Source organism: Pseudomonas brassicacearum, from assembly GCF_000585995.1.
GTDB lineage: Bacteria > Pseudomonadota > Gammaproteobacteria > Pseudomonadales > Pseudomonadaceae > Aquipseudomonas > Aquipseudomonas brassicacearum_A.
On the sequence record NZ_CP007410.1, the window covers coordinates 1298653 to 1324615 of the forward strand.

22 protein-coding genes are annotated in these 25963 nt (G+C 62.4%); 16 read left to right on the forward strand and 6 right to left on the reverse strand.

The window, feature by feature from the left end; all coding sequences use genetic code 11:
- Nucleotides 1–163: 163 nt before the first annotated feature.
- The 3 genes from ydcS to CD58_RS05555 all read right to left on the reverse strand — a co-directional run bounded on the left by ydcS (nucleotide 164) and on the right by CD58_RS05555 (nucleotide 3984).
- Complete coding sequence (gene ydcS / locus CD58_RS05545) at nucleotides 164–1315, reverse strand: putative ABC transporter substrate-binding protein YdcS (RefSeq protein ID WP_025212063.1); 1152 nt, start codon at nucleotides 1313–1315, stop codon at nucleotides 164–166.
- An 88-nt stretch (nucleotides 1316–1403) separates the two neighbouring features.
- Complete coding sequence (locus tag CD58_RS05550; RefSeq protein ID WP_025212064.1) at nucleotides 1404–2861, reverse strand: gamma-aminobutyraldehyde dehydrogenase; 1458 nt, start codon at nucleotides 2859–2861, stop codon at nucleotides 1404–1406.
- A 208-nt stretch (nucleotides 2862–3069) separates the two neighbouring features.
- Nucleotides 3070–3984, reverse strand: a complete 915-nt coding sequence (locus tag CD58_RS05555) for a LysR family transcriptional regulator (protein ID WP_025212065.1) — start codon at nucleotides 3982–3984, stop codon at nucleotides 3070–3072.
- A 178-nt stretch (nucleotides 3985–4162) separates the two neighbouring features.
- On the opposite strand from CD58_RS05555, the gene CD58_RS05560 reads away from it, so the two are divergent.
- The 15 genes from CD58_RS05560 (at nucleotide 4163) to CD58_RS05630 (ending at nucleotide 20752) form a co-directional block, all read left to right on the forward strand.
- Entirely contained in the window at nucleotides 4163–4876 is a 714-nt protein-coding gene (locus CD58_RS05560) for a tellurite resistance TerB family protein (RefSeq protein ID WP_025212066.1), read from the forward strand.
- A 261-nt stretch (nucleotides 4877–5137) separates the two neighbouring features.
- A complete protein-coding gene (locus tag CD58_RS05565; protein ID WP_025212067.1) occupies nucleotides 5138–6760 on the forward strand; it encodes a methyl-accepting chemotaxis protein in 1623 nt (540 codons plus the stop codon).
- The gene (locus CD58_RS05570) at nucleotides 6760–7296 is read left to right on the forward strand and encodes a chemotaxis protein CheW (protein ID WP_025212068.1); all 537 of its coding nucleotides are present in this window, start codon (nucleotides 6760–6762) and stop codon (nucleotides 7294–7296) included. Before CD58_RS05565 ends, CD58_RS05570 begins: the two co-directional genes overlap by 1 nt.
- Nucleotides 7293–8555, forward strand: a complete 1263-nt coding sequence (locus tag CD58_RS05575) for a CheR family methyltransferase (protein WP_025212069.1) — start codon at nucleotides 7293–7295, stop codon at nucleotides 8553–8555. Before CD58_RS05570 ends, CD58_RS05575 begins: the two co-directional genes overlap by 4 nt.
- Entirely contained in the window at nucleotides 8552–9223 is a 672-nt protein-coding gene (locus tag CD58_RS05580) for a chemotaxis protein CheW (protein WP_025212070.1), read from the forward strand. The genes CD58_RS05575 and CD58_RS05580 overlap by 4 nt, the downstream gene beginning before the upstream one ends.
- On the forward strand, nucleotides 9220–11484 hold the full coding sequence (locus CD58_RS05585) for a hybrid sensor histidine kinase/response regulator (RefSeq protein ID WP_025212071.1): 2265 nt from the start codon (nucleotides 9220–9222) through the stop codon (nucleotides 11482–11484). The genes CD58_RS05580 and CD58_RS05585 overlap by 4 nt, the downstream gene beginning before the upstream one ends.
- On the forward strand, nucleotides 11481–12491 hold the full coding sequence (locus tag CD58_RS05590; protein ID WP_025212072.1) for a chemotaxis response regulator protein-glutamate methylesterase: 1011 nt from the start codon (nucleotides 11481–11483) through the stop codon (nucleotides 12489–12491). The genes CD58_RS05585 and CD58_RS05590 overlap by 4 nt, the downstream gene beginning before the upstream one ends.
- A 42-nt stretch (nucleotides 12492–12533) precedes the next feature.
- The gene (locus tag CD58_RS05595; RefSeq protein ID WP_025212073.1) at nucleotides 12534–13535 is read left to right on the forward strand and encodes a diguanylate cyclase domain-containing protein; all 1002 of its coding nucleotides are present in this window, start codon (nucleotides 12534–12536) and stop codon (nucleotides 13533–13535) included.
- Between the two features lie 277 nt (nucleotides 13536–13812).
- Nucleotides 13813–14908, forward strand: a protein-coding gene (prfB, locus tag CD58_RS05600) for a peptide chain release factor 2 (RefSeq protein ID WP_144238520.1) whose coding sequence is annotated in 2 segments (ribosomal slippage) — nucleotides 13813–13884 and nucleotides 13886–14908 — 1095 coding nt in all. Because the reading frame shifts where the segments join, the coding sequence is not laid out codon by codon here.
- Nucleotides 14909–15016: 108 nt separating this feature from the next.
- Nucleotides 15017–16519 carry a lysine--tRNA ligase gene (gene lysS / locus CD58_RS05605; protein WP_025212075.1) on the forward strand — a complete coding sequence of 501 codons (1503 nt, stop codon included), beginning with the start codon at nucleotides 15017–15019 and terminating at the stop codon, nucleotides 16517–16519.
- A 113-nt stretch (nucleotides 16520–16632) separates the two neighbouring features.
- A complete protein-coding gene (locus CD58_RS05610) occupies nucleotides 16633–17337 on the forward strand; it encodes a TetR/AcrR family transcriptional regulator (protein ID WP_038436458.1) in 705 nt (234 codons plus the stop codon).
- A gap of 165 nt (nucleotides 17338–17502) precedes the next feature.
- Nucleotides 17503–18057: a hypothetical protein gene (locus CD58_RS05615; protein WP_025212077.1), complete on the forward strand. Its 555-nt coding sequence runs from the start codon at nucleotides 17503–17505 to the stop codon at nucleotides 18055–18057.
- Between the two features lie 36 nt (nucleotides 18058–18093).
- Entirely contained in the window at nucleotides 18094–19371 is a 1278-nt protein-coding gene (locus CD58_RS05620; RefSeq protein WP_025212078.1) for a flavohemoglobin expression-modulating QEGLA motif protein, read from the forward strand.
- A 149-nt stretch (nucleotides 19372–19520) separates the two neighbouring features.
- Nucleotides 19521–20426, forward strand: coding sequence for an alpha/beta hydrolase (locus CD58_RS05625; protein WP_025212079.1), 906 nt, complete (start codon nucleotides 19521–19523; stop codon nucleotides 20424–20426).
- Nucleotides 20423–20752 (forward strand): hypothetical protein, encoded by a 330-nt coding sequence (locus CD58_RS05630; RefSeq protein ID WP_025212080.1) that lies wholly within the window; start codon nucleotides 20423–20425, stop codon nucleotides 20750–20752. The genes CD58_RS05625 and CD58_RS05630 overlap by 4 nt, the downstream gene beginning before the upstream one ends.
- Before the next feature lie 192 nt (nucleotides 20753–20944).
- Here the strand turns inward: CD58_RS05630 and CD58_RS05635 are convergent, their stop codons facing one another.
- The 3 genes from CD58_RS05635 to CD58_RS05645 form a co-directional block, all read right to left on the reverse strand.
- Entirely contained in the window at nucleotides 20945–21733 is a 789-nt protein-coding gene (locus tag CD58_RS05635) for an OmpA family protein (RefSeq protein WP_025212081.1), read from the reverse strand.
- Nucleotides 21734–21784: 51 nt separating this feature from the next.
- A complete protein-coding gene (locus CD58_RS05640) occupies nucleotides 21785–22198 on the reverse strand; it encodes a DUF4398 domain-containing protein (protein WP_025212082.1) in 414 nt (137 codons plus the stop codon).
- A gap of 286 nt (nucleotides 22199–22484) precedes the next feature.
- Nucleotides 22485–22829: a hypothetical protein gene (locus CD58_RS05645; RefSeq protein ID WP_025212083.1), complete on the reverse strand. Its 345-nt coding sequence runs from the start codon at nucleotides 22827–22829 to the stop codon at nucleotides 22485–22487.
- A gap of 217 nt (nucleotides 22830–23046) precedes the next feature.
- On the opposite strand from CD58_RS05645, the gene ppc reads away from it, so the two are divergent.
- Nucleotides 23047–25677 (forward strand): phosphoenolpyruvate carboxylase, encoded by a 2631-nt coding sequence (gene ppc, locus CD58_RS05650; protein WP_025212084.1) that lies wholly within the window; start codon nucleotides 23047–23049, stop codon nucleotides 25675–25677.
- Nucleotides 25678–25963: the final 286 nt, after the last annotated feature.

Below are 25963 nucleotides of genomic sequence, written 5' to 3' on the forward strand. Positions count from 1 at the left end.
GAGCTTGCTCCCGCTGGCGTGCGCAGCACGCCCAAAACAGACCGACGCGGTATGACCTGACCCACCGCATCGTCTGGTTTTGGGGTGGCTGCGCCACCCAGCGGGAGCAAGCTCCCTCGCCACAGGGTTAACCATGTTCCCGGTCCAAACAGGTTACTGCGAGCTACCGCCCACCCATGATCGCAATGTAGTCCTGGGTCCAGCGGCTGTACGGCACGAACTTGCCGCCCTCGGCCTGTGGGGTTTTCCAGAAGGCGATCTTGTCGAACTGGTCGAAGCCATTGGTCTTGCAACCTTCGGCGCCCAGCAGTTCGCTGCCCTTGCAGGCCGCAGGAACCGCAGGCAAGGAGCCGAACCAAGCGGCCACGTCACCCTGGACTTTCGGTTGCAGCGACCAGTCCATCCATTTGTACGCGCAGTTGGGGTGCTTGGCCTCGGTGTGGAGCATGGTGGTATCGGCCCAACCGGTGGCGCCTTCTTTCGGAATGGTCGAGGCGATCGGTTGTTTTTCGTTCATCAGGCCGTTGACCTGATACGGCCAGGCGCCGGACGCCACCACGCCTTCGTTCTTGAAGTCACTCATCTGCACGGTGGTGTCGTGCCAGTAGCGATGGATCAACGGTTGTTGGGCCCGCAGCAGTTCCAGCACGGCCTTGTATTGCGCTTCGTCGAGTTGGTAGGGGTCCTTGATGCCCAGCTCAGGCTTGGCGGTCTTGAGGTACAGCGCCGCGTCGGCGATGTAGATCGGGCCATCGTAGGCTTGCACGCGGCCCTTGTTCGGCTTGCCGTCGGGCAGGTCCTGGGCACTGAACAGCACGCTCCAACTGGTGGGCGCCTGTTTGAACACCTCGGTGTTGTACATCAGCACGTTCGGGCCCCACTGATACGGGGTGCCGTAGGTTTGCTGGTTGACCACATACCACGGTGCATCCTTGAGGCGTGGGTCGAGGTTCTTCCAGTTGGGGATCAGCGCCGTGTTGATCGGCTGCACGCGCTTGCCGGCAATCAACCGCAGCGAGGCGTCGCCCGAGGCGGTGACCAGATCGTAGCCACCCTTGGTCATCAGACTGACCATTTCGTCGGACGTCGCGGCGGTTTTCACGTTGACCTTGCAACCGGTTTCCTTCTCGAAGCCGGTGACCCAGTCGTAGGCCTTGTCGCTTTCGCCTCGTTCGATGTAACCCGGCCAGGCGACGATATCCAGTTGGCCTTCGCCAGCGCCAACGGCCTTGACCGGTTCGGCGGCCTGGAGGCTGACACTGGTCAGCAGCGCCGTGGTGATTGCACTGAGCAATGCGGTCTTGTGCGCGTACATGGGAATCCCTCTTGCTTTAATTATGTCGGGGCAGTGTTTGAATCAGATAAAGCGCCATGAATGGCTGTTATTAGCGTAGTGCTGTTATCTACAGATGCTGGCCGTGGCGGGCCATGATGTGGCGCACCACGCTGTAGTCCTGGAGCGAATCACTGGACAGATCCTTCCCATAGCCAGAGCGTTTCAGGCCGCCGTGGGGCATTTCGCTGACCAGCATGAAATGACTGTTGATCCAGGTGCAGCCGTATTGCAGGCGCGCGGCAACCTGCATTGCCTTGTCCAGGTTCTGTGTCCACACCGAGGAGGCCAAGCCGTATTCGGAATCGTTGGCCCAGTCCACTGCCTGGCTGAGTTCGTCGAAGCGGGTCACGGTGACGACCGGGCCGAACACTTCGCGCTGGACGATTTCATCGCTTTGCTTGCAGCCGGCCAGGAGCGTGGGCTGGTAATAGAAGCCAGCACCGGAATGCACCGCCGCACCGGTGATGCGCTCGATATGTGGCTGGCCGAGGGCGCGCTCGACGAAACTGGCAACGCGGTCGCGCTGGCGAGTGCTGATCAGTGGGCCGATTTCATTGTCGGCATCGCGCTTGCCGGCAAAACGCAGGCTGCTGACCGCCGCGCCGAGCTCGGCCACCAGCCGGTCGTGAATCCCGCCCTGGGCGTAGATCCGGCACGCGGCGGTGCAATCCTGCCCGGCGTTGTAATAACCATAGGTGCGCACGCCTTCGACCACCGCCTGGAGGTCGGCGTCGTTGCACACGATCACCGGTGCCTTGCCGCCCAGCTCCAGATGCGTGCGCTTGAGGGTTTTCGCGGCGGCCTGGAGGATCTTCTGCCCGGTGACGATATCGCCGGTCAGCGAAACCATGCGCACTTTGGGATGGCTGACCAGATGGCTGCCGACGCCTTCGCCGCCCCCGCAGAGGATGTTGATCACGCCCCGTGGCAGGATCTGCGCCAGTGTCGGCGCCAGGGCCAGGATCGACAGCGGTGTGTGTTCCGACGGTTTGAACACCAGCGTATTGCCAGCAGCCAGGGCCGGGGCGATTTTCCACGCGGCCATCATGATCGGGTAATTCCACGGCGCAATGGACGCCACCACGCCAATCGGGTCGCGGCGCACCATGCTGGTGTAGCCGGGCAGGTACTCACCGCTGAGTTGGCCGGTCTGGCAGCGCACGGCACCGGCAAAGAAACGGAACACGTCCACCGTGGCGCTCAGGTCATCCTGGCGCGCCAAATGCAGCGGCTTGCCGCAGTTCAAGGATTCAAGGCGGGCCAGGTAGTCGGCGTCTTTTTCGATGGCGCTGGCGATGTCCAGCAGCAGGTTCGAGCGTTGTTGCGGGGTGGTGCGCGACCAACCCTCGAAGGCGCTGTGGGCCGCCAGGATCGCGGCTTCGACCTGCTCGGTACTGGCTTCGGCAATCTGAGCCAGTACTTCGCCAGTGGCCGGATTGAGGATGGGCTCGACAACGCCCTGGCCTGCGACCAGTTCTCCGTCGATCAGCAACGCGGTACACAACGGAGTTTGCGTGCCAGCCATGTTCGCGTTCTCTTTCTATAGATATTGGTTGAAACACAGAACCTGTGGGAGCGAGCTTGCTCGCGATAGCGGTCTATCAGTCGACATTACTTTGCTGACACTCCGCCATCGCGAGCAAGCTCGCTCCCACAATGGGTTGTGGTGATGCAGCAAGACTAGTGTTCAGCCCTAAAGCCGACAAATTCTAAATACTCAAGGCTGCATTCGATTAAATAGATGGCTTGCGGCCGCCATGGGGTTGTTCCCGGGCGACGGTTAAAAACGGGTCGACCAGGGTCGGTCGTGCCGTGCCTCGGCGCCAGGCCAGGCCGACGTCGAGGGTCTGGCTGAGGTCGGCAATCGGTCGCGCTTCAATGATGTCGCCTTCCAGCGACCAGGGACGGTAGGTCATGTCCGGCTGGATCGACACGCCAAGCCCCGCCGCCACCAGGCTGCGCACGGCTTCGGTCGAGGCGGTGCGCAACGAGATCTTCGGTTGCAGGCCGGCGCCGCGCCACAGGCGCTGGGCGTTGCGGTCCATTTCATCGACGTTCAGTTGGATCAGTGGCTCGTGGGCCACGTCGGCCAGGTTGATGCTGTCGTGCTCCAGCAGTGGATGCTGGGCTGGCAGCCACAAGCGGTGGGGTGAATGGGTCAGCACCTCGGTCTGCAAGGCGTGGCGGTCTTCCAGGTTGGACAGGATCAGCACCCCGACATCGATTTCACCGCTGACCAATAAATGCTCGATGTACGGCCTTTCGTCTTCCATGACGCGGATTTCCACATTGGGATAAGCGCGTTGGAAACGGGTCAGCAGATCCGCCAGGTAATAACCGGCGACCAGGCTGGTGACCCCGATGGTGACATGGCCGGCCACCTGGTCGGTGCTTTGCTGCAGGCTGCGCTTGGCGTTGTCGACGGTGGCCAGGATCAAATGGGCCTGGCGCAGGAATTGATGACCCTGGTGAGTCAGGGTCATGCCCTTGGCGTGGCGGTTGAACAAGCTGACGCCGATTTCCTGTTCCAGCTGCTGGATGGCCAGGGTCAAGGTGGATTGGGAGATGAACGCCGTTTGCGCAGCGGCGGAGATCGAGCCGGTTTCGGCCACGGCGATGAAATGACGGATCTGGCGCAGGGTCATCATGGACGAATACCCGGTGGGCGGTTTTTATCGATGGGTTGGAGTGTATATCGTTTTTTATCAAGGATAGTCATTGCGCCTCAGGCAACATCTCGAAGCAATCTTGCCGAAGGCGCCGGGCACTTTCGTTCTAGGCTGGTGGCCTTAATGATCCGGTTACCCGAATGCGTGGAGGCAGCAAATGAACACTCGTGGATTGCTCGATCAGCTACTCAAGTCCGGTCAGGAAATGTTGCAGAACAAGACTGGCGGCTCCCAAGGCAACAAGTCGTCCGGTGGTTTGGGCGGGTTGCTCGGCGGCTCCGGCAACTTGGGCGGCATGCTCTCCGGCGCGGGTGGCGGAGCGCTGGCCGCCGGCGCCATGGGCCTGTTGCTGGGTAATAAGAAGGCCCGCAACTTTGGCGGCAAGGCCTTGACCTACGGCGGCCTGGCCGCCTTGGGCGTGATCGCCTACAAAGCCTATGGCAACTGGCAGGCCCAGCAGGGCGCCGCACCGAAAACCGAACCCCAGACCCTGGACCGCGTCCCCCCGGCGCAGGTCGAGCAGCACAGCCAGGCGATCCTCAAGGCGCTGGTGGCGGCGGCCAAGGCCGATGGCCATGTGGACGAGCGTGAGCGGCAATTGATCGAGGGTGAATTCACCAAGCTCGACAATGACCAGGAGCTGCAACACTGGCTGCACGCCGAACTCAACAAGCCCTTGGACCCCGTCGACGTCGCCCGTGCTGCCAGCACCCCGGAAATCGCCGCGGAAATGTACATCGCCAGCGTGATGCTGGTGGACGAGGAGAGCTTCATGGAGAAATCCTACCTCGATGAACTGGCGCGCCAACTCAAGCTGGAGCCAGGGTTGAAGGCAGAACTGGAAAAGCAGGTGCGGCAGGCGACCGCCTAGAACAGCCCCAACTCCATTCCCTGTGGGAGCGAGCTTGCTCGCGATGGCGCCCGGTCAGTCGCAGCGTTTTTGACTGATACACCGTTATCGCGAGCAAGCTCGCTCCCACAGTGGTTTTGTGGTGTCTGGCAGTCCTGTGGCCAACGCATCGCCTGTGGGAGCTGAGCCTCGGCCTGGTCAAAATCCTCCCTCGCGGCCATACAGACGCCACGCCGCCCTCGGCTATACTCCCCAGCATTTCAAAGGCCCCGAGGTTTTACTGTGAAGAATTGGACATTGCGCCAACGCATCCTGGCGAGTTTTGCGGTGATCATCGCCATCATGCTGCTGATGGTGCTCGTCTCGTATTCACGGTTGTTAAAGATCGAGGACAGCGAAGAACGGGTGCGCGCCGATGCGGTGCCCGGTGTGTATTACAGTTCGATGATCCGCGGTGGCTGGGTCGACAGCTACGTCCTGACCCAACAGATCGTGGGCCTCTCGGGCAACCGGGAAATCACCGCCGAGGACAAGGCCCGCTACCAGGGTTTCGAGCAGCACCTGCGCGAAGAGATACAGAACTACCAGAAGTTGATCCAGAACCCGGCCGACCAAGCCTCGTTCGACGAGTTCGAGGCCTTCCACCTGGCGTTCAATCAGGCGGTGGCAAAGGTCCTGGACTTGTACCAGCGCAAGGATTACGAGGGGGCACGGCTGGCGCTGGAGAAAGACCTGACGCCCGCATGGATCGGTGGCCGCGGGCATTTGAATCAAATCATCGAGCGTAATCGCGAGCTGGCAGAAAGCGCCACCCAGACCATTGGCGATGCGGTGACGGCGGCCAAGGTCGCCATGGGCCTGTCGTTCCTGGTTGCGCTGATTGTCGCCGTACTGTGCGGGTTCTTGTTGATGCGGGCGATCATGGCGCCGATGAACCGCATCGTAGAGATCCTCGAGATCATGCGCAGCGGTGACCTGAGCGGGCGCCTGAACCTGGCGCGCAAAGACGAATTCGGCGCGGTGGAAACCGGCTTCAACGATATGATGGCTGAGCTGACATCGTTGGTGTCCCAGGCCCAGCGCTCTTCGGTGCAGGTCACCACGTCGGTGACCGAGATCGCCGCGACTTCCCGCCAGCAGCAGGCCACGGCCACTGAAACCGCGGCCACCACCACCGAGATCGGCGCGACGTCTCGAGAGATTGCCGCCACCTCCCGCGACCTGGTGCGCACCATGACCGAAGTGTCCACCGCCGCCGACCAGGCCTCGGTGGCCGCCGGCTCTGGGCAGCAAGGCCTGGCGCGGATGGAAGAAACCATGCATTCGGTGATGGGCGCCGCCGACCTGGTGAACGCCAAGCTGGCGATCCTCAACGAGAAGGCCGGCAACATCAATCAGGTGGTGGTCACCATCGTCAAAGTGGCCGACCAGACCAACCTGCTGTCCCTCAACGCCGCCATCGAAGCCGAGAAGGCCGGCGAGTACGGCCGTGGTTTCGCCGTGGTCGCCACCGAAGTGCGGCGCCTGGCTGACCAAACGGCCGTGGCGACTTATGACATCGAACAAATGGTGCGTGAGATCCAGTCCGCGGTGTCAGCTGGTGTGATGGGCATGGACAAGTTCTCCGAGGAGGTGCGTCGTGGCATGGCCGAGGTGCAGCAGATTGGCGAGCAACTGTCACAGATCATTCATCAGGTTCAGGCGTTGGCGCCGCGGGTCTTGATGGTCAACGAGGGCATGCAGGCCCAGGCTACCGGTGCCGAGCAGATCAACCACGCCTTGGTGCAACTGGGCGATGCCAGCAGCCAGACCGTGGAGTCCCTGCGCCAGGCCAGTTCCGCCATCGATGAGCTGAGCCAGGTGGCCGTAGGGCTGCGCAGCGGCGTCTCGCGTTTCAAAGTCTGATGAGTGAGTTCGAGGCCAGAGGTGGTGCCGCGCCGGCGGCCCGGCAAGCGCTGTTCCTGGTGTTTTGCATCGGTGACGAGCGCTATGCCCTGCAGGCCATCGATGTGGTGGAAGTGCTGCCGCGCCTGCCGCTCAAGCCCATTGCCCAGGCGCCGTCCTGGGTGGCGGGGGTGTTTGCCTGGCGCGGCGCGGTGGTGCCGGTGATCGACCTGTGCACGTTGACCTTCGGCCATGGCGCCAAGGCCCGCACCAGCACGCGATTGGTGCTGGTGCACTACCAGCCCGACGCACAGCAAGCGAGGCAGGTGCTGGGCTTGATCCTGGAACAGGCCACCGACACCCTACGCTGCGATCCGGCGGATTTCCGCCCCTACGGCCTGGACAACCGGCAGGCGCCGTACCTGGGCCCGGTGCGCGAAGACGCCCAGGGATTGCTGCAATGGGTACGGGTCAATGACCTGCTCGACGAGTCGGTCCGCGCCGTGCTGTTCCCCATGCCGCCGCTGAACCTCGATGACCTCGAGGTCCGGCCATGAACAACGACCAGCGCTTTTTCGATTTCCTCAAGGAACGTATTGGCCTGGATGTCACTTCCGTCGGCACCGCCATCATCGAACGGGCGCTGCGCCAGCGCATCAGTGCCCAATCGGGACGAACCGCCGATGAATACTGGCAATGCCTGCAGCATTCGGCCCAGGAGCAACAAGCACTGATCGAAGCGGTGATCGTCCCGGAGACCTGGTTCTTTCGCTATCCCGAATCCTTTGCGACCCTCGCCAAACTGGCGGTCAAGCGCTTGACCGAAATAAGGCACCTACGGGCCCTGCGTATCCTCAGCTTGCCGTGCTCCACCGGCGAAGAACCCTATTCCATCGCCATGGCCTTGCTTGATGCGGGCCTGGGGCCTCATCAATTCAAGGTTGATGGGCTGGACGTCAGTCCGCTGTCGGTGGAGCGGGCCAAGGAGGCGCGCTACGGCAAAAACTCCTTCCGTGGCGCTGACCTGGTTTTTCGCGAGCGGCATTTCACCGCCGAAAACGAAAGCTATCGCCTCAGTGAGCGGGTACGCGAACAGGTGCGCCTGCAAGTGGGCAACCTGCTGGATCCGGGCCTGCTGGTGAATGAGGCACCTTACGATTTTGTGTTCTGCCGCAACTTGCTGATTTATTTTGACCCGCCGACCCAGCAGCAGGTGTTCGAGGTGCTCAAGCGCCTGACCCATCAGGACGGCGTGCTGTTTATCGGCCCCGCCGAGGGCAGTTTGCTGGGGCGATTGGGCCTGCGTTCGATCGGTATTGCCCAGTCGTTCGCCTTCAGCCGCCAGGGTGCTCCGGAACCACAGCCGTTGCCTGCCTTGATGCCGACTCCGCTGCCGGTTCGCCCGTCGCCGCGAGTCGTCCCCCCAGCGGTTCGACCCCGGCCATTTGCAGGAAATGCGAGCCCGGTCGCCGAACCGAAAAGCAGCGATGCCGCAACACTGCTGGCCCACATCGCCGCCCTGGCCAACAGCGGCAAAAGCGCCGAGGCCCGAGTCGCCTGCGAGCAGTACTTGCGCAGCCACGCACCGGCGGCCCAGGTGTTCTACTGGCTGGGCTTGCTCAGTGACATGGCCGGCAGCGCACTGGAGGCCCAGGGTTATTATCGCAAGGCGCTTTATCTTGAACCGCAACACGCCGAGGCCCTGGTGCATCTGGCGGCGCTGCTGGCTTCCCAGGGTGACGCGGCCGGTGCCCGTCGATTGCAGGAACGTGCCGCCCGCAGCGGGCGCACGGCTGACAGTGAGCGCAAACAATGAGCGGTTCGGCTTTTTACAACGTCACCCATGACGACGCCCAGGCCATCGACGACTGCTGGAATCGCATCGGGGTGCATGGCGACCAATCCTGCCCGCTGTTGGTCGAGCATATTCACTGCCGCAATTGCTCGGTGTATTCGGCGGCCGCCACCCGGTTGCTTGACCGCTATGCCTTGCAGCACGACGACCGCGACCTGGCCCTTGCGCCGCAGGAAACCGACGTCGTCACGCGCTCGCTATTGCTGTTCCGCCTGGGCGAAGAGTGGCTGGCCCTGACCACGCGCAGCCTGGTGGAAGTGGCGCCGTTGCAGCCGATCCATTCGTTGCCCCACCAGCGTTCGCGGGCCTTGTTGGGCGTGGCGAATGTACGCGGCGCGTTGGTAGCCTGCCTGTCCCTGGTGGAACTGTTGGACCTGGAGCCCGGCGCAGCAGCGCCTGCATCCGCACGCATCATGCCGCGCATGTTGATTGTCGCGGCCCCGGGCGGGCCGGTGGTGGTGCCGGTGGAGGAGGTGGACGGCATTCATGCCATCGACGAACGCCTCCTGGCGGGCGCTTCGCAGTCGGCCGGTAAATACACACGCGGCGTGTTGCAGTACAAGGGCCGCAGCCTGCGCTGGCTGGACGAAGAACAGCTACTGTCCGCTGTGACCCGGAGCCTGTCATGACCCCCGATCAGATGCGTGACGCCTCGTTGCTGGAGCTGTTCAGCCTGGAAGCCGAAGCCCAGACCCAAGTGCTGAGCGCTGGCCTGCTGGCCCTTGAACGCGACCCGACCCAGGCCGAGCACCTTGAGTCGTGCATGCGCGCGGCCCATTCCCTCAAGGGCGCTGCGCGGATCGTCGGGGTCGACGCCGGAGTCAGCGTGGCCCACGTGATGGAAGATTGCCTGGTCAGCGCCCAGGAGCGACGACTGGTGCTGAGCGCCGTCCACATCGACGCCTTGCTGCAAGGCACCGACCTGCTGACGCGCATCGCTACGCCGGGCAACACCCTCGGCGCCGCAGACATCGACGCTTACGTAGCGCTGATGGGGCGTTTGCTCGATCCCAATGCAGCGCCGACCCCCACGTCGGCGCCACTCTCCGTCGAGACGCCTGTCGAGCCCCTGCGCGTCGATCTGGTCGAACCCGAGCCCGTCGTACTCACGGAGCCAATCCCCAAGAACAAACGCCTCAGTGAAGGCGGCGAGCGGGTCTTGCGGGTCACGGCTGAACGCCTCAACAGCCTGCTGGACCTGTCGAGCAAATCCCTGGTGGAAACCCAGCGCCTCAAGCCCTGGCTGGCCACGATGCAGCGGCTCAAGCGCCAGCAAAGCAACGGCCTGCGCGCCCTTGAAGCGCTGAATGTGCACCTCAAGGACCATGCCCTGAACCTGCAGGCCCAGGAAGCTCTTGACGATGCCCGCCGCCTGTTGTCCGAAACCCAGCAGTTGCTGGCGCAGAAACACGCGGAACTGGACGAGTTTGCCTGGCAGGCCAGCCAGCGGGCGCAGGTGCTGTACGACACGGCGCTGGCCTGTCGCATGCGCCCGTTTGCCGACGTGCTCTCGGGCCAGGCGCGAATGGTGCGGGACTTGGGCCGCAGCCTGGGCAAACAGGTGCGCCTGGAGATTGAAGGCGAGAAGACCCAGGTCGACCGCGACGTGCTGGAAAAGCTCGAAGCGCCGCTGACCCACCTGTTGCGCAACGCCGTGGATCACGGCATCGAAACCCCGGAGCAGCGGGTGCTGGCCGGCAAGCCCGCCGAAGGCCTGATCCGCTTGCGGGCTTCCCATCAGGCTGGGCTGCTGGTCCTGGAGCTGGCGGACGACGGTGCCGGCGTGGACCTGGCGCGGGTGCGCCGCAGCATCGTCGCGCGCGGGCTTTCCCTTGAGCAAACCGCCGCCAGTTTGAGCGAAGAAGAGCTGCTGACGTTTCTGTTCCTGCCCGGTTTCAGTCTGCGGGACAAGGTCACTGAAGTGTCCGGACGGGGTGTTGGCCTGGACGCCGTCCAGCACATGGTCCGGCAGGTGCGTGGTGCGGTGGTGCTGGAGCAGACGACGGGCGAAGGCAGTCGTTTTCATCTCGAGGTACCGTTGACGCTCTCGGTGGTGCGTAGCCTGGTAGTGGAGGTCGGCGATGAAGCGTATGCCTTTCCCCTGGCCCATATCGAGCGAATGTGCGACCTGGCCCCCGAGGACATTGTGCAGGTCGAAGGCCGCCAGCATTTCTGGCATGACGGCCGGCACGTGGGGCTGGTCGCCGCCAGTCAGTTGCTCAATCGTCCCGCCACACAGAACAGCGGCCAGAGCCTCAAGGTTGTGGTGATCCGCGAGCGCGAGGCGGTCTATGGCGTGGCGGTGGAGCGCTTCATTGGCGAACGAACCCTGGTGGTGCTGCCCCTGGATGAACGCCTGGGCAAGGTCCAGGACATTTCTGCCGGGGCCTTGCTGGATGACGGATCGGTGGTGCTGATTGTCGATGTCGAAGACCTGCTGCGCTCGGTGGATAAGTTGCTCGATACCGGGCGCTTGGAGCGCATCGCCCGGCAGAACCAGACCCAGGCCCCGCGCAAGCGGATCCTGGTGGTGGACGACTCCCTGACCGTGCGCGAGCTGCAACGCAAGTTGCTACTCAATCGCGGCTACGATGTGGCGGTGGCGGTAGACGGCATGGATGGCTGGAACGCCTTGCGCTCGGAAGATTTTGACCTGTTGATCACCGACATTGATATGCCACGCATGGACGGCATCGAGCTGGTGTCACTGTTGCGGCGCGACAACCGTTTGCAGTCGCTGCCGGTGATGGTGGTGTCCTACAAGGACCGTGAAGAAGACCGCCGTCGTGGCCTGGACGCTGGAGCCGACTATTATCTGGCGAAGGCGAGTTTTCATGACGACGCCTTGCTCGACGCCGTGGTCGAATTGATCGGAGGGGCCAGGACTTGAAGATCGCCATCGTCAATGACATGCCCCTGGCGGTCGAAGCCCTGCGCCGGGCGTTGGCGTTCGAGCCGGCGCATCAACTGGTCTGGGTGGCCGTCAACGGGGCCGAGGCGGTGCAGCGCTGTGCCGAATACACGCCGGACCTGATCCTGATGGACCTGTTCATGCCGATCATGGATGGCGTGGAAGCCACACGACGGATCATGACCGAAACCCCCTGCGCCATTGTGATTGTCACCGGTGACAGCCAGCAGAACGTCCACCGGGTGTTCGAAGCCATGGGCCACGGTGCCCTGGATGTGGTCGATACGCCGGCCTTGGGTGTGGGTAACCCCGAGGACGCGGCGGCACCGTTGCTGCGCAAGATCACCAACATCGGTTGGCTGATCGGCGAGCGCGGCAACCCTGAGCGACCTGCGCCGGCGGCCCAGCGTGCCTCGGTGTCGCGCAAAAGCCTGGTGGCCATCGGATCCTCGGCGGGCGGCCCGGCGGCGCTGGAGGTCTTGCTCAAGGCATTGCCGCGTGATTTTGCCCCGGCCATCGTGCTGGTCCAGCATGTGGACGAGGTATTTGCCGCGGGCATGGCCGAGTGGCTCGGCAAAGCGTCGGGCCACAAGGTCCGCCTGGCGCTGCACGGCGAAACACCACAAAGCGGCACAGTGTTGCTGGCCGGGACCAACCACCACCTGCGCTTGTTGAAAGACGGCACCCTGGCCTACACCGTCGAGCCGGTCAACGAGATCTATCGGCCTTCCATCGACGTATTTTTCGAGAGTGTCGCCCACTTCTGGAGCGGTGATGCGGTGGGCGTTTTGCTCACCGGCATGGGCCGTGACGGTGCCCAAGGGCTTAAACTCATGCGTGAGCAGGGCTATATGACCATTGCCCAGGACCAGCAGAGCAGCGCCGTGTATGGCATGCCCAAAGCCGCGGCCGCCATCGACGCGGCCGCGCAGATTCTTGCGCTGGACAAGATAGCGCCACGGTTGGTGGAGATTTTTAGCCGATGATAAACCCCCGGACTAGCCCAAGCCTTACTCAGGTAAGCCTTCATGAATGAATTACAGCTCGACGATTTCAAGAACAATGAGAACGCCGCCATGGTCCTGCTCGTCGACGACCAGGCCATGATCGGCGAAGCGGTGCGGCGCGGGCTGTCGAACGAAGAGAACATCGACTTCCACTTTTGTTCCGACCCTCACCAGGCCATCGCCCAGGCGGTGCGCATCAAGCCAACGGTGATTCTCCAGGACCTGGTGATGCCCGGCCTCGACGGCCTGAGCCTGGTGCGCGAGTACCGCAACCATCCGGCCACTCGCGATATTCCGATCATTGTCCTGTCCACCAAGGAGGACCCGCTGGTCAAGAGCGCTGCGTTTGCCGCCGGGGCCAACGACTACCTGGTCAAGTTGCCGGACAACATCGAACTGGTGGCGCGCATCCGCTATCACTCGCGCTCCTACATGATGCTGTTGCAGCGCGACGCGGCCTACCGCGCCCTGCGGGTCAGCCAGCAACAGTTGCTCGACACCAACCTGGTGCTGCAGCGGCTGATGAACTCCGATGGCCTGACCGGGCTGTCGAACCGCCGACACTTCGATGAGTACCTCGAACTGGAGTGGAGAAGGGCAATGCGGGATCAGACCCAACTGTCGCTGCTGATGATCGACGTGGATTACTTCAAGTCCTACAACGACAACCTGGGTCACCTGGAGGGCGACGAAGCCCTGCGCAAGGTGGCCACGGCGATCCGTGACGCCTGCAGTCGCCCGTCCGACCTGCCCGCTCGCTACGGCGGTGAGGAGTTTGCCCTGGTCCTGCCCAGCACCTCGCCCGGCGGCGCCCGGCTGATGGCCGAAAAGCTGCGCCAGAGCGTCGTCGCCCTGAACATCCCCCACACCACCCCCGATGGTGGCGCGAACCTCACCGTCAGCGTCGGTGTGGCGACCGTGACGCCGCAGCAAGGTAGCGATTGCCGGCAGCTGATTTCGGCGGCGGACAAAGGGTTGTACATCGCCAAGCACAATGGGCGTAATCGGGTGGGGTTCGAATAACCTTCGGTCGATAATGATGCTTTTGTGGCGAGGGAGCTTGCTCCCGCTGGGCTGCGCAGCAGACCTGAAACCAGGCGGCTCGGTGTATCAGATGAGTTGAGTCGCTCCTTTTGGGGCTGCTGCGCAGCCCAGCGGGAGCAAGCTCCCTCGCCACAGGTCCGTGTTAACCCACCCCTGAGTATCATTCCCCCCTAAAGCCGCCAGGCGGGCTGCCGCTGGCGCTTGATTACGTTATACTCGCCGGCTTTCAAAAGTTCGCCAACGAGTGCTGCCCGCCATGGAAATCAACCCGATCCTTAACACCATCAAGGACCTGTCCGAGCGCTCCGAAACTATTCGGGGGTATCTTTGACTACGATCAAAAGCATGAGCGTCTGACCGAAGTCAATCGCGAGCTTGAAGATCCGAGCGTCTGGAACAAGCCTGAATACGCCCAGGAACTGGGCCGCGAGCGCTCTGCGCTGGCGCAGATCGTCGAGACCCTGGACGAGTTGTCCAGCGGTCTGGCCGACTGCCGCGACCTGCTGGACATGGCTGTCGAAGAAAACGATGAAGGCGCGGTCGGCGATGTGGTCGCCGAGCTGACACGCCTCGACGAGGCCCTGGCCAAGCTGGAATTCCGTCGCATGTTCAGCGGCGAGATGGACATGAACAACGCCTACCTGGACATCCAGGCCGGCTCCGGCGGCACCGAGGCCCAGGACTGGGCCAACATTCTGCTGCGCATGTACCTGCGCTGGGCCGACAAACGCGGTTTCGACGCGACCATCATGGAACTGTCGGCCGGTGAAGTCGCCGGGATCAAGGGCGCCACCGTGCATATCAAGGGCGAATACGCCTTTGGCTGGCTGCGTACCGAGATCGGCGTGCACCGCCTGGTGCGCAAGAGCCCGTTCGATTCCGGCAACCGTCGCCATACCTCGTTCTCGGCCGTCTTCGTATCGCCGGAAATCGATGACAACATCGAAATCGAGATCAACCCGGCGGACCTGCGCATCGACACCTACCGTTCCTCCGGGGCCGGTGGCCAGCACGTTAACACCACCGACTCGGCCGTACGGATTACCCACGTACCGACCAACACCGTGGTCAGCTGCCAGAACGAGCGCTCCCAGCACGCCAACAAAGACACCGCGATGAAAATGTTGCGGGCCCGTTTGTACGAGCAGGAAGTGCAGAAGCGCAACGCGGCGTCCCAGGCCCTGGAAGACACCAAGTCGGACATCGGCTGGGGTCACCAGATCCGTTCGTACGTGCTCGACGCCTCCCGGATCAAGGACCTGCGCACCAACATCGAACGCAGCGACTGCGACAAGGTGCTCGACGGCGACATCGACGAATACCTGGTGGCGAGCCTCAAACAAGGGCTGTAACGCGACACCCATGCGGTGGGCAGGCACGTTTCCACAGGAAGCGAGGCTTGCCCGCAAACTCCGGCCCGGGGCCGGGGGCAACGAACCTGTGATGGAATCCTTAAAGACATGAGCGACCTAGAACTCGACCCGCAAGCCCTGCAACAGGAAGAAAATTCCCTGATCGCCCTGCGCAAGGAAAAGCTTGCTGCCGAGCGCGCCAAGGGCCAGGCCTTCCCCAACGACTTCCGCCGCGACGCGTACTGCGACGTCCTGCAGAAGAAGTACGCGGACAAGACCAAGGAAGAGCTGGCCGAGGCGGCGATTCCAGTCAAGGTTGCCGGTCGTATCATGCTTGACCGTGGTTCGTTCATGGTGATCCAGGACATGACCGGTCGCATTCAGGTCTACGTCAACCGCAAGACCCTGCCGGAAGAAACCCTGGCCGCCGTCAAGACCTGGGACCTGGGCGACATCATTGCCGCCGAAGGCACCCTGGCCCGTTCCGGCAAGGGCGACCTGTACGTCGAGATGACCAGCGTGCGCCTGCTGACCAAGTCCCTGCGCCCGCTGCCGGACAAGCACCACGGCCTGACCGACACCGAGCAGCGCTATCGCCAGCGCTACGTCGACCTGATCGTCAACGAAGAGGTGCGCCAGACCTTCCGCGTACGTTCGCAGGTCATCGCCCACATCCGTAGCTTCCTGATGAAGCGTGACTTCCTGGAAGTCGAGACGCCGATGCTGCAGACCATCCCCGGCGGTGCGGCGGCCAAGCCATTCGAGACTCACCACAACGCCCTGGATATGGAAATGTTCCTGCGTATCGCGCCGGAGCTGTACCTCAAGCGGCTTGTTGTTGGTGGGTTCGAGAAAGTCTTCGAGATCAACCGCAACTTCCGTAACGAAGGCGTTTCGACCCGGCACAACCCCGAGTTCACCATGCTCGAGTTCTACCAGGCCTACGCCGACTACGAAGACAACATGGACCTGACCGAGGAATTGTTCCGCGAGCTGGCTCAGTTGGTATTGGGCAGCACCGACGTGCCGTACGGCGACAAGGTGTTCCACTTCGGTGAGCCGTTCGTGCGACTGTCGGTGTTCGACTCGATCCTCAAGTACAACCCGGACCTCACCGCGGCTGACCTGCAGGACATCGACAAGGCTCGCGCCATCGCCAAGAAGGCCGGCGCCAAGGTGCTTGGCTTCGAAGGCCTGGGCAAGCTGCAAGTGATGATTTTCGAAGAGCTGGTCGAGCACAAGCTGGAACAGCCGCACTTCATCACCCAATACCCGTTCGAAGTGTCGCCGCTGGCCCGTCGTAACGACGAAAACCCCAGTGTCACCGACCGTTTCGAGTTGTTCATCGGTGGCCGTGAAATCGCCAACGCCTACTCCGAGCTCAACGATGCCGAGGACCAGGCCGAGCGCTTCATGGCCCAGGTGGCCGACAAGGACGCCGGCGACGACGAAGCCATGCACTACGATGCCGACTTCGTACGTGCACTCGAATACGGCATGCCGCCGACGGCGGGCGAGGGCATTGGCATTGACCGCCTGGTGATGTTGTTGACCAACTCACCGTCGATCCGGGATGTGATTCTCTTCCCGCACATGCGGCCTCAAGCGTAAGTGCTTCAACTAAAAAGCCGCCTGGAAGGGCGGCTTTTTATTGCCTGTCTGGTACAAACGTATCAATTGGTTACTTTTTCAAAGAGCGAGGAAGACCTGTCGTGAATCGTGCAATGGTTCCAGAAGGTGCAGCGGGCGTGGCCACTGCTGTCGCTGAAAGTGTTCAGTACCAAGGCCGCAAGGCCAGCCGACAGGGCAGCGAACAGCGTCGCCAGGAGATTCTCGACGCAGCCATGCGCATTGTGGTGCGCGATGGCGTGCGGGCGGTAAGGCACCGCGCCGTGGCTGCCGAAGCGGGCGTGCCGCTGTCGGCCACCACGTACTATTTCAAGGACATCGATGACCTGCTCACCGATACCTTCGCCCAGTACGTGGAGCGCAGCGCGGCATTCATGGCCAAGCTGTGGACCAACAATGAAGGCCTGTTGCGGGAAATGGTTGCCTATGGGGACGGCAGCGCCGAATCCCGTTCGCAACTGGCGGACGACATTGCCCGGCTGACCGCCGATTACGTGCAGCACCAACTGGACAGTCGCCGCGATTACCTGATGGCCGAACAGGCCTTCCGCCAGGAAGCGCTGCTCAACCCGCGCCTGGCGGAACTGGTGCGTTCCCACCAGCAGATCCTGTTGCACGGTACGTGTCAGTTTTTCCAGGTATTAGGCTCGCGCGAGCCGCAACAGGATGCCAAAGTGTTGACGGCGATTATCGGACGGATGGAATATCAGGGCTTGCTCAATGGCGCCGAGCCGGTCGCGGCAGAAGAAATGCTCGGTATCCTGACCCGCTACATGCACCTGGTACTGGCGTCGGTATGAATTACACAGGTCCCTGTGGCGAGGGGATTTATCCCCGCTGGGGCGCGTAGCGGCCCCAAAACCAGCCAACTCGGTACGTCTGGCTAACTGAGCTGACTGCAAGGGGGCTGCTCCGCAGCCCAACGGGGATAAATCCCCTCGCCACAGTTGCCATAGGGAGTTCAAATGAAAGCCTGGCGTGCCGTTGTAATGGCCGTGTCGTTGCTGCTGCTCAGTGGCTGTCTGGTGTCCTTCAAGGCGCCGTTGCCTGAAAGCGAAGTGGCGCCCAAGGGCCTGCTCGGCCAGTGGACCAGCACCAACGCCTGGGGCGAACCGTTGAACCTGGAGTTGACGAAGGTCGGCAGGCATCGCTACCAGGCCATCAGCTATTTCCGGGCCCGGCCCAAGGAGCGCGAAGCCATCCCGCTGACCGTTTCCCGTCACGGCAGCCGCTGGTACCTGTCGGCCAAGGTGCCGGCCCGGTATGGCGGACATTATGTGATCGCCGGTTTCGAATTGACCGACAAGCAGGAACTGGTGGTCTACAACCTGGACCTGGAGCAGGTCAACCAGGCCATCGCCCAGAAGATCCTCAGCGGCCAGCCGAACCAGAGCGAGGAAGGTGACGGCGTACTGGTGGACAGCGACATGAGCAAGGTTTTCAGTTACCTCGATGACCCGGCCAATTCCGATGTGTTCTCGGAAGCCGTGCGCTACCAGCGGCTGGACAAATCCCAATAATTGCAACAAGCGGACGTTTTTTCACAGGAGTTCCGGGTGGACGATTACCAGCAGACGATACGCACCTTGTCCGATCGCATTGTGCTGGCGCAGACGCCGATTCGTATTCTCGACGCAGTGAAATGGGATGACAGCATCCGCAAGGGCTTCCTCAAGGCCAAGGGCAAGGAAATGCCCGCCGTGGACCGCGACTATTACCTCAATCGGCCGCTGTCCTTCGACTCCAGCAAGGTGAAGCTGGAATTCCAGAACATCGAGCGCGACATCACTCGCCAGCTCGGGCAGTTCAATCCGGTCGGCCAGATCATGCGCCGCATGTGCAAGGAATACCGCATGGTGGTGCGCATGCTCGAAGCGCGCGGCACCGAGGATTTCGGGCTGATTTCCCAGGAGTTGTACGGCGCGGCCTCTGACGCTTTCCACGCGGGCGACCCGACCCTGGCGGACCTGGGCCTGATGCTGTCCGACTATCTGAACAACATCGATGGTCGTGGCGACCTGAAGGACGAGCCGAAGATCCTGACGGCCAAGGACGCCGTGAGTTTGCTGCAACATCGCCTCAACCGGGTGTTCGGCGAAGCCGAAGAAACTATCCGAGTGTTCGAGTCCGACGGGATCGTGGCCGATGCGGCGGCGGGCGCGGACTACATCAAGATCCGCACCGATGCGATGTTCAACGAGCGCGACGTGCGGGCCCTGGAGGTCCACGAGGGGCTGGTGCATGTCGGCACAACGCTCAATGGCCTGAACCAGCCGATCTGCACGTTCCTGTCCAAGGGCCCGCCCTCGTCCACGGTGACTCAGGAAGGCCTGGCGATCCTGATGGAAATCATCACCTTCGCGTCCTACCCGAGTCGCCTGCGCAAACTCACCAACCGCACCCGGGCCATCCATATGGTGGAGGAGGGCGCCGATTTCCTGCAGGTCTTCGAGTTCTTCCGCGAGCAAGGCTTTGAAATGGCCGAAAGCTACGGCAACGCCAGCCGGGTTTTCCGTGGCTCGGTGCCGACCGGCCTGCCATTCACCAAAGACTTGTCCTACCTCAAGGGCTTCATCATGGTTTACAACTACATTCAGTTGGCCGTGCGCAAGGGCAAGCTGGAACAGGTGCCGCTGCTGTTCTGCGGCAAGACCACCCTGGAGGACATGCGTACCCTGCGGCAACTGGTGGACGAAGGCCTGGTCGTACCGCCCAAGTACTTGCCCGAGCAGTTTCGCGACATGAACGCGCTGTCGGCCTGGATGTGTTTCTCCAACTTCCTGAACCACCTGAGCCTGGACCGGATCGAAGCGGATTATTCCAATATTCTTTAAGCATCACACTGCCCAATTGTGGGAGCGGGCTTGCTCGCGAAAGCGGTGGGTCAGATAACGATGATGTCGACTGACCCACCGCTTTCGCGAGCAAGCCCGCTCCCACAGGGGACTGTGTTCCAATTCTGTTTTTTGCGAGGTTTCACCGGATGCGAATCCTCGGCATCTTTTGCCTGCTGCTGGCCCTGGGCGGTTGCAGCTCACTGCTGTTCTACCCCGAGCGCGGTCTGCCGTTTACCCCCGAGCGGGCCAAGCTCGAGTACCGCGACGTCACCCTGACCACGGCCGACGGGCTCAAGCTCCACGGCTGGTGGCTGCCGGTCAAACCAGGTGTCGAGGTCAAGGGCACGGTGCTGCACCTGCACGGCAACGGCGGCAACCTGGCCTGGCACCTGGGCGGGAGCTGGTGGTTGCCGGAGCAGGGTTATCAGGTGTTGATGGTCGACTACCGCGGTTACGGCCTGTCCGAAGGCGAGCCGAGCCTGCCGGCGATTTACCAGGACATCGACGCCGCGTTCAAATGGCTCGACCAGTCGCCCGAGGTCCAAGGCAAGCCGCTGGTGCTGCTCGGCCAGAGCTTGGGCGGCGCGCTGGCGGTGCATTACCTGGTGGAACATCCCCAGCGGCAACGGCAGCTCAAGGCCTTGGTGCTCGATGGCGTGCCGGCCAGTTACCGCGACGTCGGACGTTTTGCCCTGAGTACATCGTGGCTGACCTGGCCGTTCCAGGTGCCGTTGTCCTGGCTGGTGCCGGACGGTGATAGCGCGATCAGTTCCGTGGCGCAATTGAATGGCGTGCCGAAATTGATCTACCACAGCCTGGATGATCCCATCGTGCCTCTTTCCAATGGCATCCGTCTGTATCAAGCTGCGCCCCCGCCCCGGGTCCTGCAACTGACCCGCGGCGGACATGTGCAGACGTTCGCCGACCCGGTCTGGCGCACCGTGATGCTGCGCTACCTCGACGACCCCCAGCACTTCGACGGCCTGCGCCGCCTGGGCGAGGTCCCGAATTACCCGAAATCACCCGTTGAATCTGCTGAGAGTGTGCAATGAGCGAAGAACGTAACGCCATCCCCCTGATCATCACCGGCATCTGCAGCATCCTCGGTACCGTCGCGGTGCTGTGGTACTACGGTTACCTGCACTTCGCCAAGCCCGAGGACGCGTTGCTGCTCGACCAGTTCACCATGCTCAAGACCGTGCCGGGCGAGGATTACAAGGTCTCCCTGGAACCGGCTACTCAGGTGGCCCAATGCATCGATGGCGTGCTGGTGTTGTTCGACACCGAACAGAAAGGCCTGACCGGCGTGCTGATCAACGAGAAGAAGCGCGCGGTGCGGTGCATGGGGCAGGAGACGCCGCAGAAGCTTCAACCGTGAGCCGGGATTGACTTGATATCGGCGATCTCCTGTGGGAGCGGGCTTGCTCGCGAAGGCGTCGGATCAATTACCTATCTGGAGACTGACACACCGCTTTCGCGAGCAAGCCCGCTCCCACAGGGAATGTGGATAACCAACAAAAAGCCCCGCCTGATTGAAGTCAGGCGGGGCTTTTTTGTTGCACTCAGCCGATCAATTGGCGCTCATGGTCGAACGCGGGGCGACGGGTTGGTTGTCGTTGGAAATGGTCACTTCCACCCGACGGTTCATGGCGCGGCCCGAGACGCTGGTGTTGTCAGCGACCGGGAATTCCTTGCCGTAGCCTTGGGTCACGATACGGGCTGGGTCGACGCCCATTTTCACCAGCTCGGTGCGCACGGAGCCCGCGCGGCGTTCCGACAGCGACTGGTTGTAGGAATCCGAACCGGTGCTGTCGGTGTAGCCTTCGATGATCACCTTGCGGTCCGGGTTTTCCTGGAGGAACTGCGCCAGTTTGTTCACGTTCGTTATGCCGTTGGCGCGCAGGTCGGACTTGTTGGTAGCGAACAGCACGTCGCCGAAGGTCACCAGGGTGCCGCGTTCGGTCTGCTTGGCGTTCAGGCTGTCCTGCAGTTGCTTGATCTGCGCGTTGCGAGCGTCGAGCAGCGCACGGGCACGTTCGTCACCGGCGTTTTTCAGTTCGGCTTCGGCGTTGCGCAGGGCGATGGTCTGCTTGGCGACTTCAACGCGCTGGTTGGTCAGGTAAGCCAACTGGTCAACCTTGGCTTCGTCTTCCTTGTCCATATAGGCCTTGTCGGCCTTGGCCAGGAAGTCGGCGGCGTCTTTGGTTTCCAGCGCGGCCACCTTCGTCGCGGCCGGGTCAGCCTGCAGGCCGTTGTAGTTGGTACGGGCCTGTTCCAGGTTGGCGTTCGGATCGTGGGAGCAAGCGGCCAGGGCTACGCAGGCAGCGAGCAGGGCGGGCATCATCAAGTGTTTGTGCATCATAGTCTGTCGTCCTTTTATCAATGAGAAGTACGTCGTGGCGTGAACGGTTTACTGAACCTTGTTCATGCCTTCCTGACGCAGTTCCTGAACCCCTTTCTGAGAATCCTTGAGTGCTTGTTCGGCCTTGGCGGCCTGGGCCTTGCGCTCGGCGACGCGGGCATCCCACTCGGCCTGTTCGGCCAGACGCTTGGCTTCGTCGTATTTCTTGTCGTGCATGGCGATCTCGGCCTGCTTGAGCTTGTCCTGGGCCGACTTCATTTCCACGGCGGCGAATTCGGTACCGCCAGCGCTGACCGCACTGTTGACCGCTGATTGAGTCACCGCGTATTGCTCGGAAGGTGGGTTGCCAGCACAGCCGGCCAGGATGAAGCTGCTACCGATGGCCAGGGCAGCCAACTTCAGGCCGCGCAGGCCAGTGGATGAGGGTTTGGCAATGCAGGTATTCATAGGCTTCAACTCCATTGGGGAAACTCCTGAAAAAACGACTGATCCATGCTGGGACCGAAGCCTTGACGTCTGTTTTGGCGCTGGCGCCAGGGCGCGTTTATTTAAACGACTGTTCCAGTATGGTTACTCGGTGTGACCCGAGGCTTTTTTCAAAAGTTCAGCAAAGATGGCCACTCGCCAAAAGAATTGCTGACTGATTGGTCAGCGCTTGAAAAGCTGAACTTTCAAGGCGCGCAGCGGTATCCACGGCACTGGAAAAGGAAAAGACAGTGCCGGGAGGTCGCCATTGGCAAGGCAGAAATCAGTGTTTGGATTTGTCGTTCTGCGAGGAAAGTTCGTGCAGATGACGGCGGGACAAGGCGAGAAAACGCGGGGTTGGCCCTACGTCTTCGTACAGCGGGTCACCTTCTTCGTCGGTGGCCACCACCTGCGAACCCTTGATGTAGGGGAAGCTCGCTTCCAGCTCTTCCAATGCCGCGCCGATCAACTCGCCCAACAGTTCTTCGGGGTGGCGCTTGGGGTACATGTCGCAGATCGCCGCCAGGCGTGCGGCGGCTTCCACGTCCAGGTGAATCGTGTAGCCAGTCTGGGTCAGGCGACCCTTGGCGTTTTCTTCCCAATGTTGAGCGAGCTCACGAATTTTCATAATGGCCTCAATAAGCCTGCTCGTGGCAGGCGGTGAGTGGCAAGCCGTTGTGTGGCTTACTTATGAGACTAGCTTTGTCCGACAAGGTTTAAAGTCCCTTCGTCGCTTGTCATAACCGAGTTGCATCGGCACTCTCTAGGACATGCATCTAGCCCACGCATCTAGCCCATGCGTCTACCCCGATAGCTGTCCGGACCTTTTTGCTGGAGAACTGCTGATGACCGATATCGATGCCCGCTTGCGCGAGGATGTTCACCTGCTCGGCGAGCTGCTGGGCAACACCATCCGCGAACAGTACGGGGACACGTTTCTCGACAAGATCGAGCAGATCCGCAAAGGCGCCAAGGCGGATCGACGCGGTTCCGTGGACGCCGAGCTCAGTGCCAGCCTCAATCAGTTGAGCGAGGATGAATTGCTGCCGGTGGCGCGGGCGTTCAACCAGTTCCTCAACTTGGCCAACATCGCCGAGCAATACCAACTGATCCACCGCCGCGAAGAGTCGCAGCCGGAACCGTTCGAGGCGCGGGTGTTGCCCGAGCTGCTCGCCCGGTTGCGCGCCGAGGGCCATGGCGCCGAATCCCTGGCGCGGCAATTGGGACGGCTGGAGATCGAACTGGTCCTCACGGCCCACCCCACTGAAGTGGCCCGCCGCACGCTGATCCAGAAGTACGACGCCATCGCCGCGCAACTGGCGGCCCAGGACCACCGCGACCTGACCAGCGCCGAGCGCGCGCAAATCCACGAGCGCCTGCAGCGACTGATCGCCGAGGCCTGGCACACCGAAGAAATTCGCCGGACCCGGCCGACCCCCGTGGATGAAGCCAAATGGGGCTTTGCGGTGATCGAGCATTCACTGTGGCAGGCCATTCCCAATTACCTGCGCAAGGCCGACCGGGCGTTGCACGCCGCCACCGGGCTGCGCCTGCCGTTGGAGGCCGCGCCGATCCGCTTTGCTTCGTGGATGGGCGGCGACCGTGACGGCAATCCGAATGTCACCGCCGCGGTCACCCGCGAAGTGCTGTTGCTGGCCCGGTGGATGGTGGCGGACCTCTACCTGCGCGACGTCGATCAACTGGCCGCCGAACTGTCCATGCAAAACGCCAGCGAGGCTTTGCGTGCCCAGGCGGGCGAAAGCGCCGAACCCTATCGTGCGGTGCTCAAGCAATTGCGTGAGCGCTTGCGCGCCACCCGTAATTGGGCCCATGCATCCTTGAAAGAAACCACGCCGGCCACCGCCGATGTGTTGCAGCACAACCGCGAGCTGCTGGACCCCCTGGAGCTGTGTTACCACTCCCTGCACGAATGCGGCATGGGCGTGATCGCCGACGGGCCGCTGCTCGATTGCCTGCGCCGGGCGGTGACTTTCGGGTTGTTCCTGGTGCGTCTCGATGTGCGCCAGGACTCGACGCGCCATACCGCGGCGATGACCGAAATCACCGATTACCTGGGCCTGGGTCGCTATGAAGATTGGAACGAGGAGCAGCGCATCAGCTTCTTGCTGGACGAACTGAACAACCGACGTCCGCTTCTACCCGCCCACTTCAAGCCATCGGCCGACACGGCGGAGGTCCTGGCCACGTGCCGGGAGGTCGCTGCGGCACCGGCGGCGTCCCTGGGGTCGTACGTGATCTCTATGGCCGGGGCGGCTTCCGATGTCCTCGCGGTGCAGTTGTTGTTGAAGGAATCCGGCGTGTTGCGGCCGATGCGGGTGGTGCCGCTGTTCGAAACCCTGGCCGACCTGGACAACGCGGGACCAGTGATCGAGCGGTTGCTGCTGTTGCCGGGTTATCGTTCACGGCTGCAAGGGCCCCAGGAAGTCATGATCGGCTACTCCGACTCGGCCAAGGACGCCGGGACCACGGCGGCGGCCTGGGCGCAATATCGAGCCCAGGAACGGCTGGTGGACATCTGCCGCGAACAGCAAGTCGAACTGCTGCTGTTCCATGGCCGTGGCGGCACCGTGGGCCGTGGCGGCGGCCCGGCGCACGCGGCGATCCTGTCCCAGCCTCCGGGTTCGGTGGCCGGGCGTTTCCGCACCACCGAGCAGGGCGAAATGATTCGTTTCAAATTCGGCCTGCCGGACATCGCCGAACAGAACCTCAATTTGTACCTCGCCGCCGTGCTTGAGGCGACCTTGCTGCCACCGCCGCCACCGACGCCCCAGTGGCGGCACCTGATGGACGAACTGGCCGCCGATGGCGTCAGCGCCTACCGCGCCGTGGTGCGCGAGAATCCGCAATTCGTCGAGTACTTCCGCCAGTCCACGCCGGAGCAGGAACTGGGGCGCCTGCCCCTGGGCAGTCGGCCGGCCAAGCGCCGGGCCGGTGGTATCGAAAGCCTGCGGGCGATCCCGTGGATCTTCGGTTGGACCCAGACCCGGCTGATGTTGCCGGCCTGGCTCGGTTGGGAAACCGCCCTGAGCAAGGCCCTGGAGCGGGGCGAAGGCGAGTTGCTGGGACAGATGCGCGAACAGTGGCCATTCTTCCGTACCCGCATCGATATGCTGGAGATGGTGCTCGCCAAGGCCGACGCCGACATTGCCCGTTCCTACGATGAGCGTTTGGTGGAACCTGCACTGCTACCGTTGGGTGCGCATTTACGCGACCTATTGTCGCAGGCGTGCTCGGTGGTCCTGGGGTTGACCGGTCAGTCGCAGCTACTGGCACATAGCCCAGCCACGCTGGAATTCATTCGCCTGCGCAACACCTACCTCGATCCGTTGCACCTGTTGCAAGCCGAGCTGCTGGCCCGCTCGCGGCAGCAGGATGTGGCCCAGGGCAGCCCCGTAGAACAGGCGTTACTCGTGTCTGTGGCGGGGATTGCCGCCGGTTTGCGCAATACCGGCTAAGGTTAAGCAGCGCACCGAAACGGCCCGTCCGGTGTCTCGGGGGCGTGGTCTTGGAGGGGAGGGAACAGGTCTGCCGGGCGACAGTTTGTGGTCCGGTTGCGCCTCTCGCCACCCCCTTCGAAGGTCGTATCAGGCGCGGGTTCCTCCGACTTTCGGCGGCTTGTGTGGGTCGGGCCTGCTGTGTATCTTGATCAGCCTTTGGCCGTTTGGGCGGTCACGATCCTGTTTTCCGAGATTGGCCCCACGAGGCGAATCCGAGCGTTTACATAAAAAAATTGAGGAGCAC

What these genes read in the sequence shown, in the direction of transcription:
- ydcS (WP_025212063.1), bottom strand. Translation starts at nt 1,315, where the DNA reads ATGTACGCGCACAAGACCGCATTGCTCAGTGCAATCACCACGGCGCTG.
- CD58_RS05550 (WP_025212064.1), bottom strand. Translation starts at nt 2,861, where the DNA reads ATGGCTGGCACGCAAACTCCGTTGTGTACCGCGTTGCTGATCGACGGA.
- CD58_RS05555 (WP_025212065.1), bottom strand. Translation starts at nt 3,984, where the DNA reads ATGATGACCCTGCGCCAGATCCGTCATTTCATCGCCGTGGCCGAAACC.
- CD58_RS05560 (WP_025212066.1), top strand. Translation starts at nt 4,163, where the DNA reads ATGAACACTCGTGGATTGCTCGATCAGCTACTCAAGTCCGGTCAGGAA.
- CD58_RS05570 (WP_025212068.1), top strand. Translation starts at nt 6,760, where the DNA reads ATGAGTGAGTTCGAGGCCAGAGGTGGTGCCGCGCCGGCGGCCCGGCAA.
- CD58_RS05575 (WP_025212069.1), top strand. Translation starts at nt 7,293, where the DNA reads ATGAACAACGACCAGCGCTTTTTCGATTTCCTCAAGGAACGTATTGGC.
- CD58_RS05580 (WP_025212070.1), top strand. Translation starts at nt 8,552, where the DNA reads ATGAGCGGTTCGGCTTTTTACAACGTCACCCATGACGACGCCCAGGCC.
- CD58_RS05585 (WP_025212071.1), top strand. Translation starts at nt 9,220, where the DNA reads ATGACCCCCGATCAGATGCGTGACGCCTCGTTGCTGGAGCTGTTCAGC.
- CD58_RS05595 (WP_025212073.1), top strand. Translation starts at nt 12,534, where the DNA reads ATGAATGAATTACAGCTCGACGATTTCAAGAACAATGAGAACGCCGCC.
- lysS (WP_025212075.1), top strand. Translation starts at nt 15,017, where the DNA reads ATGAGCGACCTAGAACTCGACCCGCAAGCCCTGCAACAGGAAGAAAAT.
- CD58_RS05610 (WP_038436458.1), top strand. Translation starts at nt 16,633, where the DNA reads ATGGTTCCAGAAGGTGCAGCGGGCGTGGCCACTGCTGTCGCTGAAAGT.
- CD58_RS05615 (WP_025212077.1), top strand. Translation starts at nt 17,503, where the DNA reads ATGAAAGCCTGGCGTGCCGTTGTAATGGCCGTGTCGTTGCTGCTGCTC.
- CD58_RS05625 (WP_025212079.1), top strand. Translation starts at nt 19,521, where the DNA reads ATGCGAATCCTCGGCATCTTTTGCCTGCTGCTGGCCCTGGGCGGTTGC.
- CD58_RS05630 (WP_025212080.1), top strand. Translation starts at nt 20,423, where the DNA reads ATGAGCGAAGAACGTAACGCCATCCCCCTGATCATCACCGGCATCTGC.
- CD58_RS05635 (WP_025212081.1), bottom strand. Translation starts at nt 21,733, where the DNA reads ATGCACAAACACTTGATGATGCCCGCCCTGCTCGCTGCCTGCGTAGCC.
- CD58_RS05640 (WP_025212082.1), bottom strand. Translation starts at nt 22,198, where the DNA reads ATGGAGTTGAAGCCTATGAATACCTGCATTGCCAAACCCTCATCCACT.
- CD58_RS05645 (WP_025212083.1), bottom strand. Translation starts at nt 22,829, where the DNA reads ATGAAAATTCGTGAGCTCGCTCAACATTGGGAAGAAAACGCCAAGGGT.
- ppc (WP_025212084.1), top strand. Translation starts at nt 23,047, where the DNA reads ATGACCGATATCGATGCCCGCTTGCGCGAGGATGTTCACCTGCTCGGC.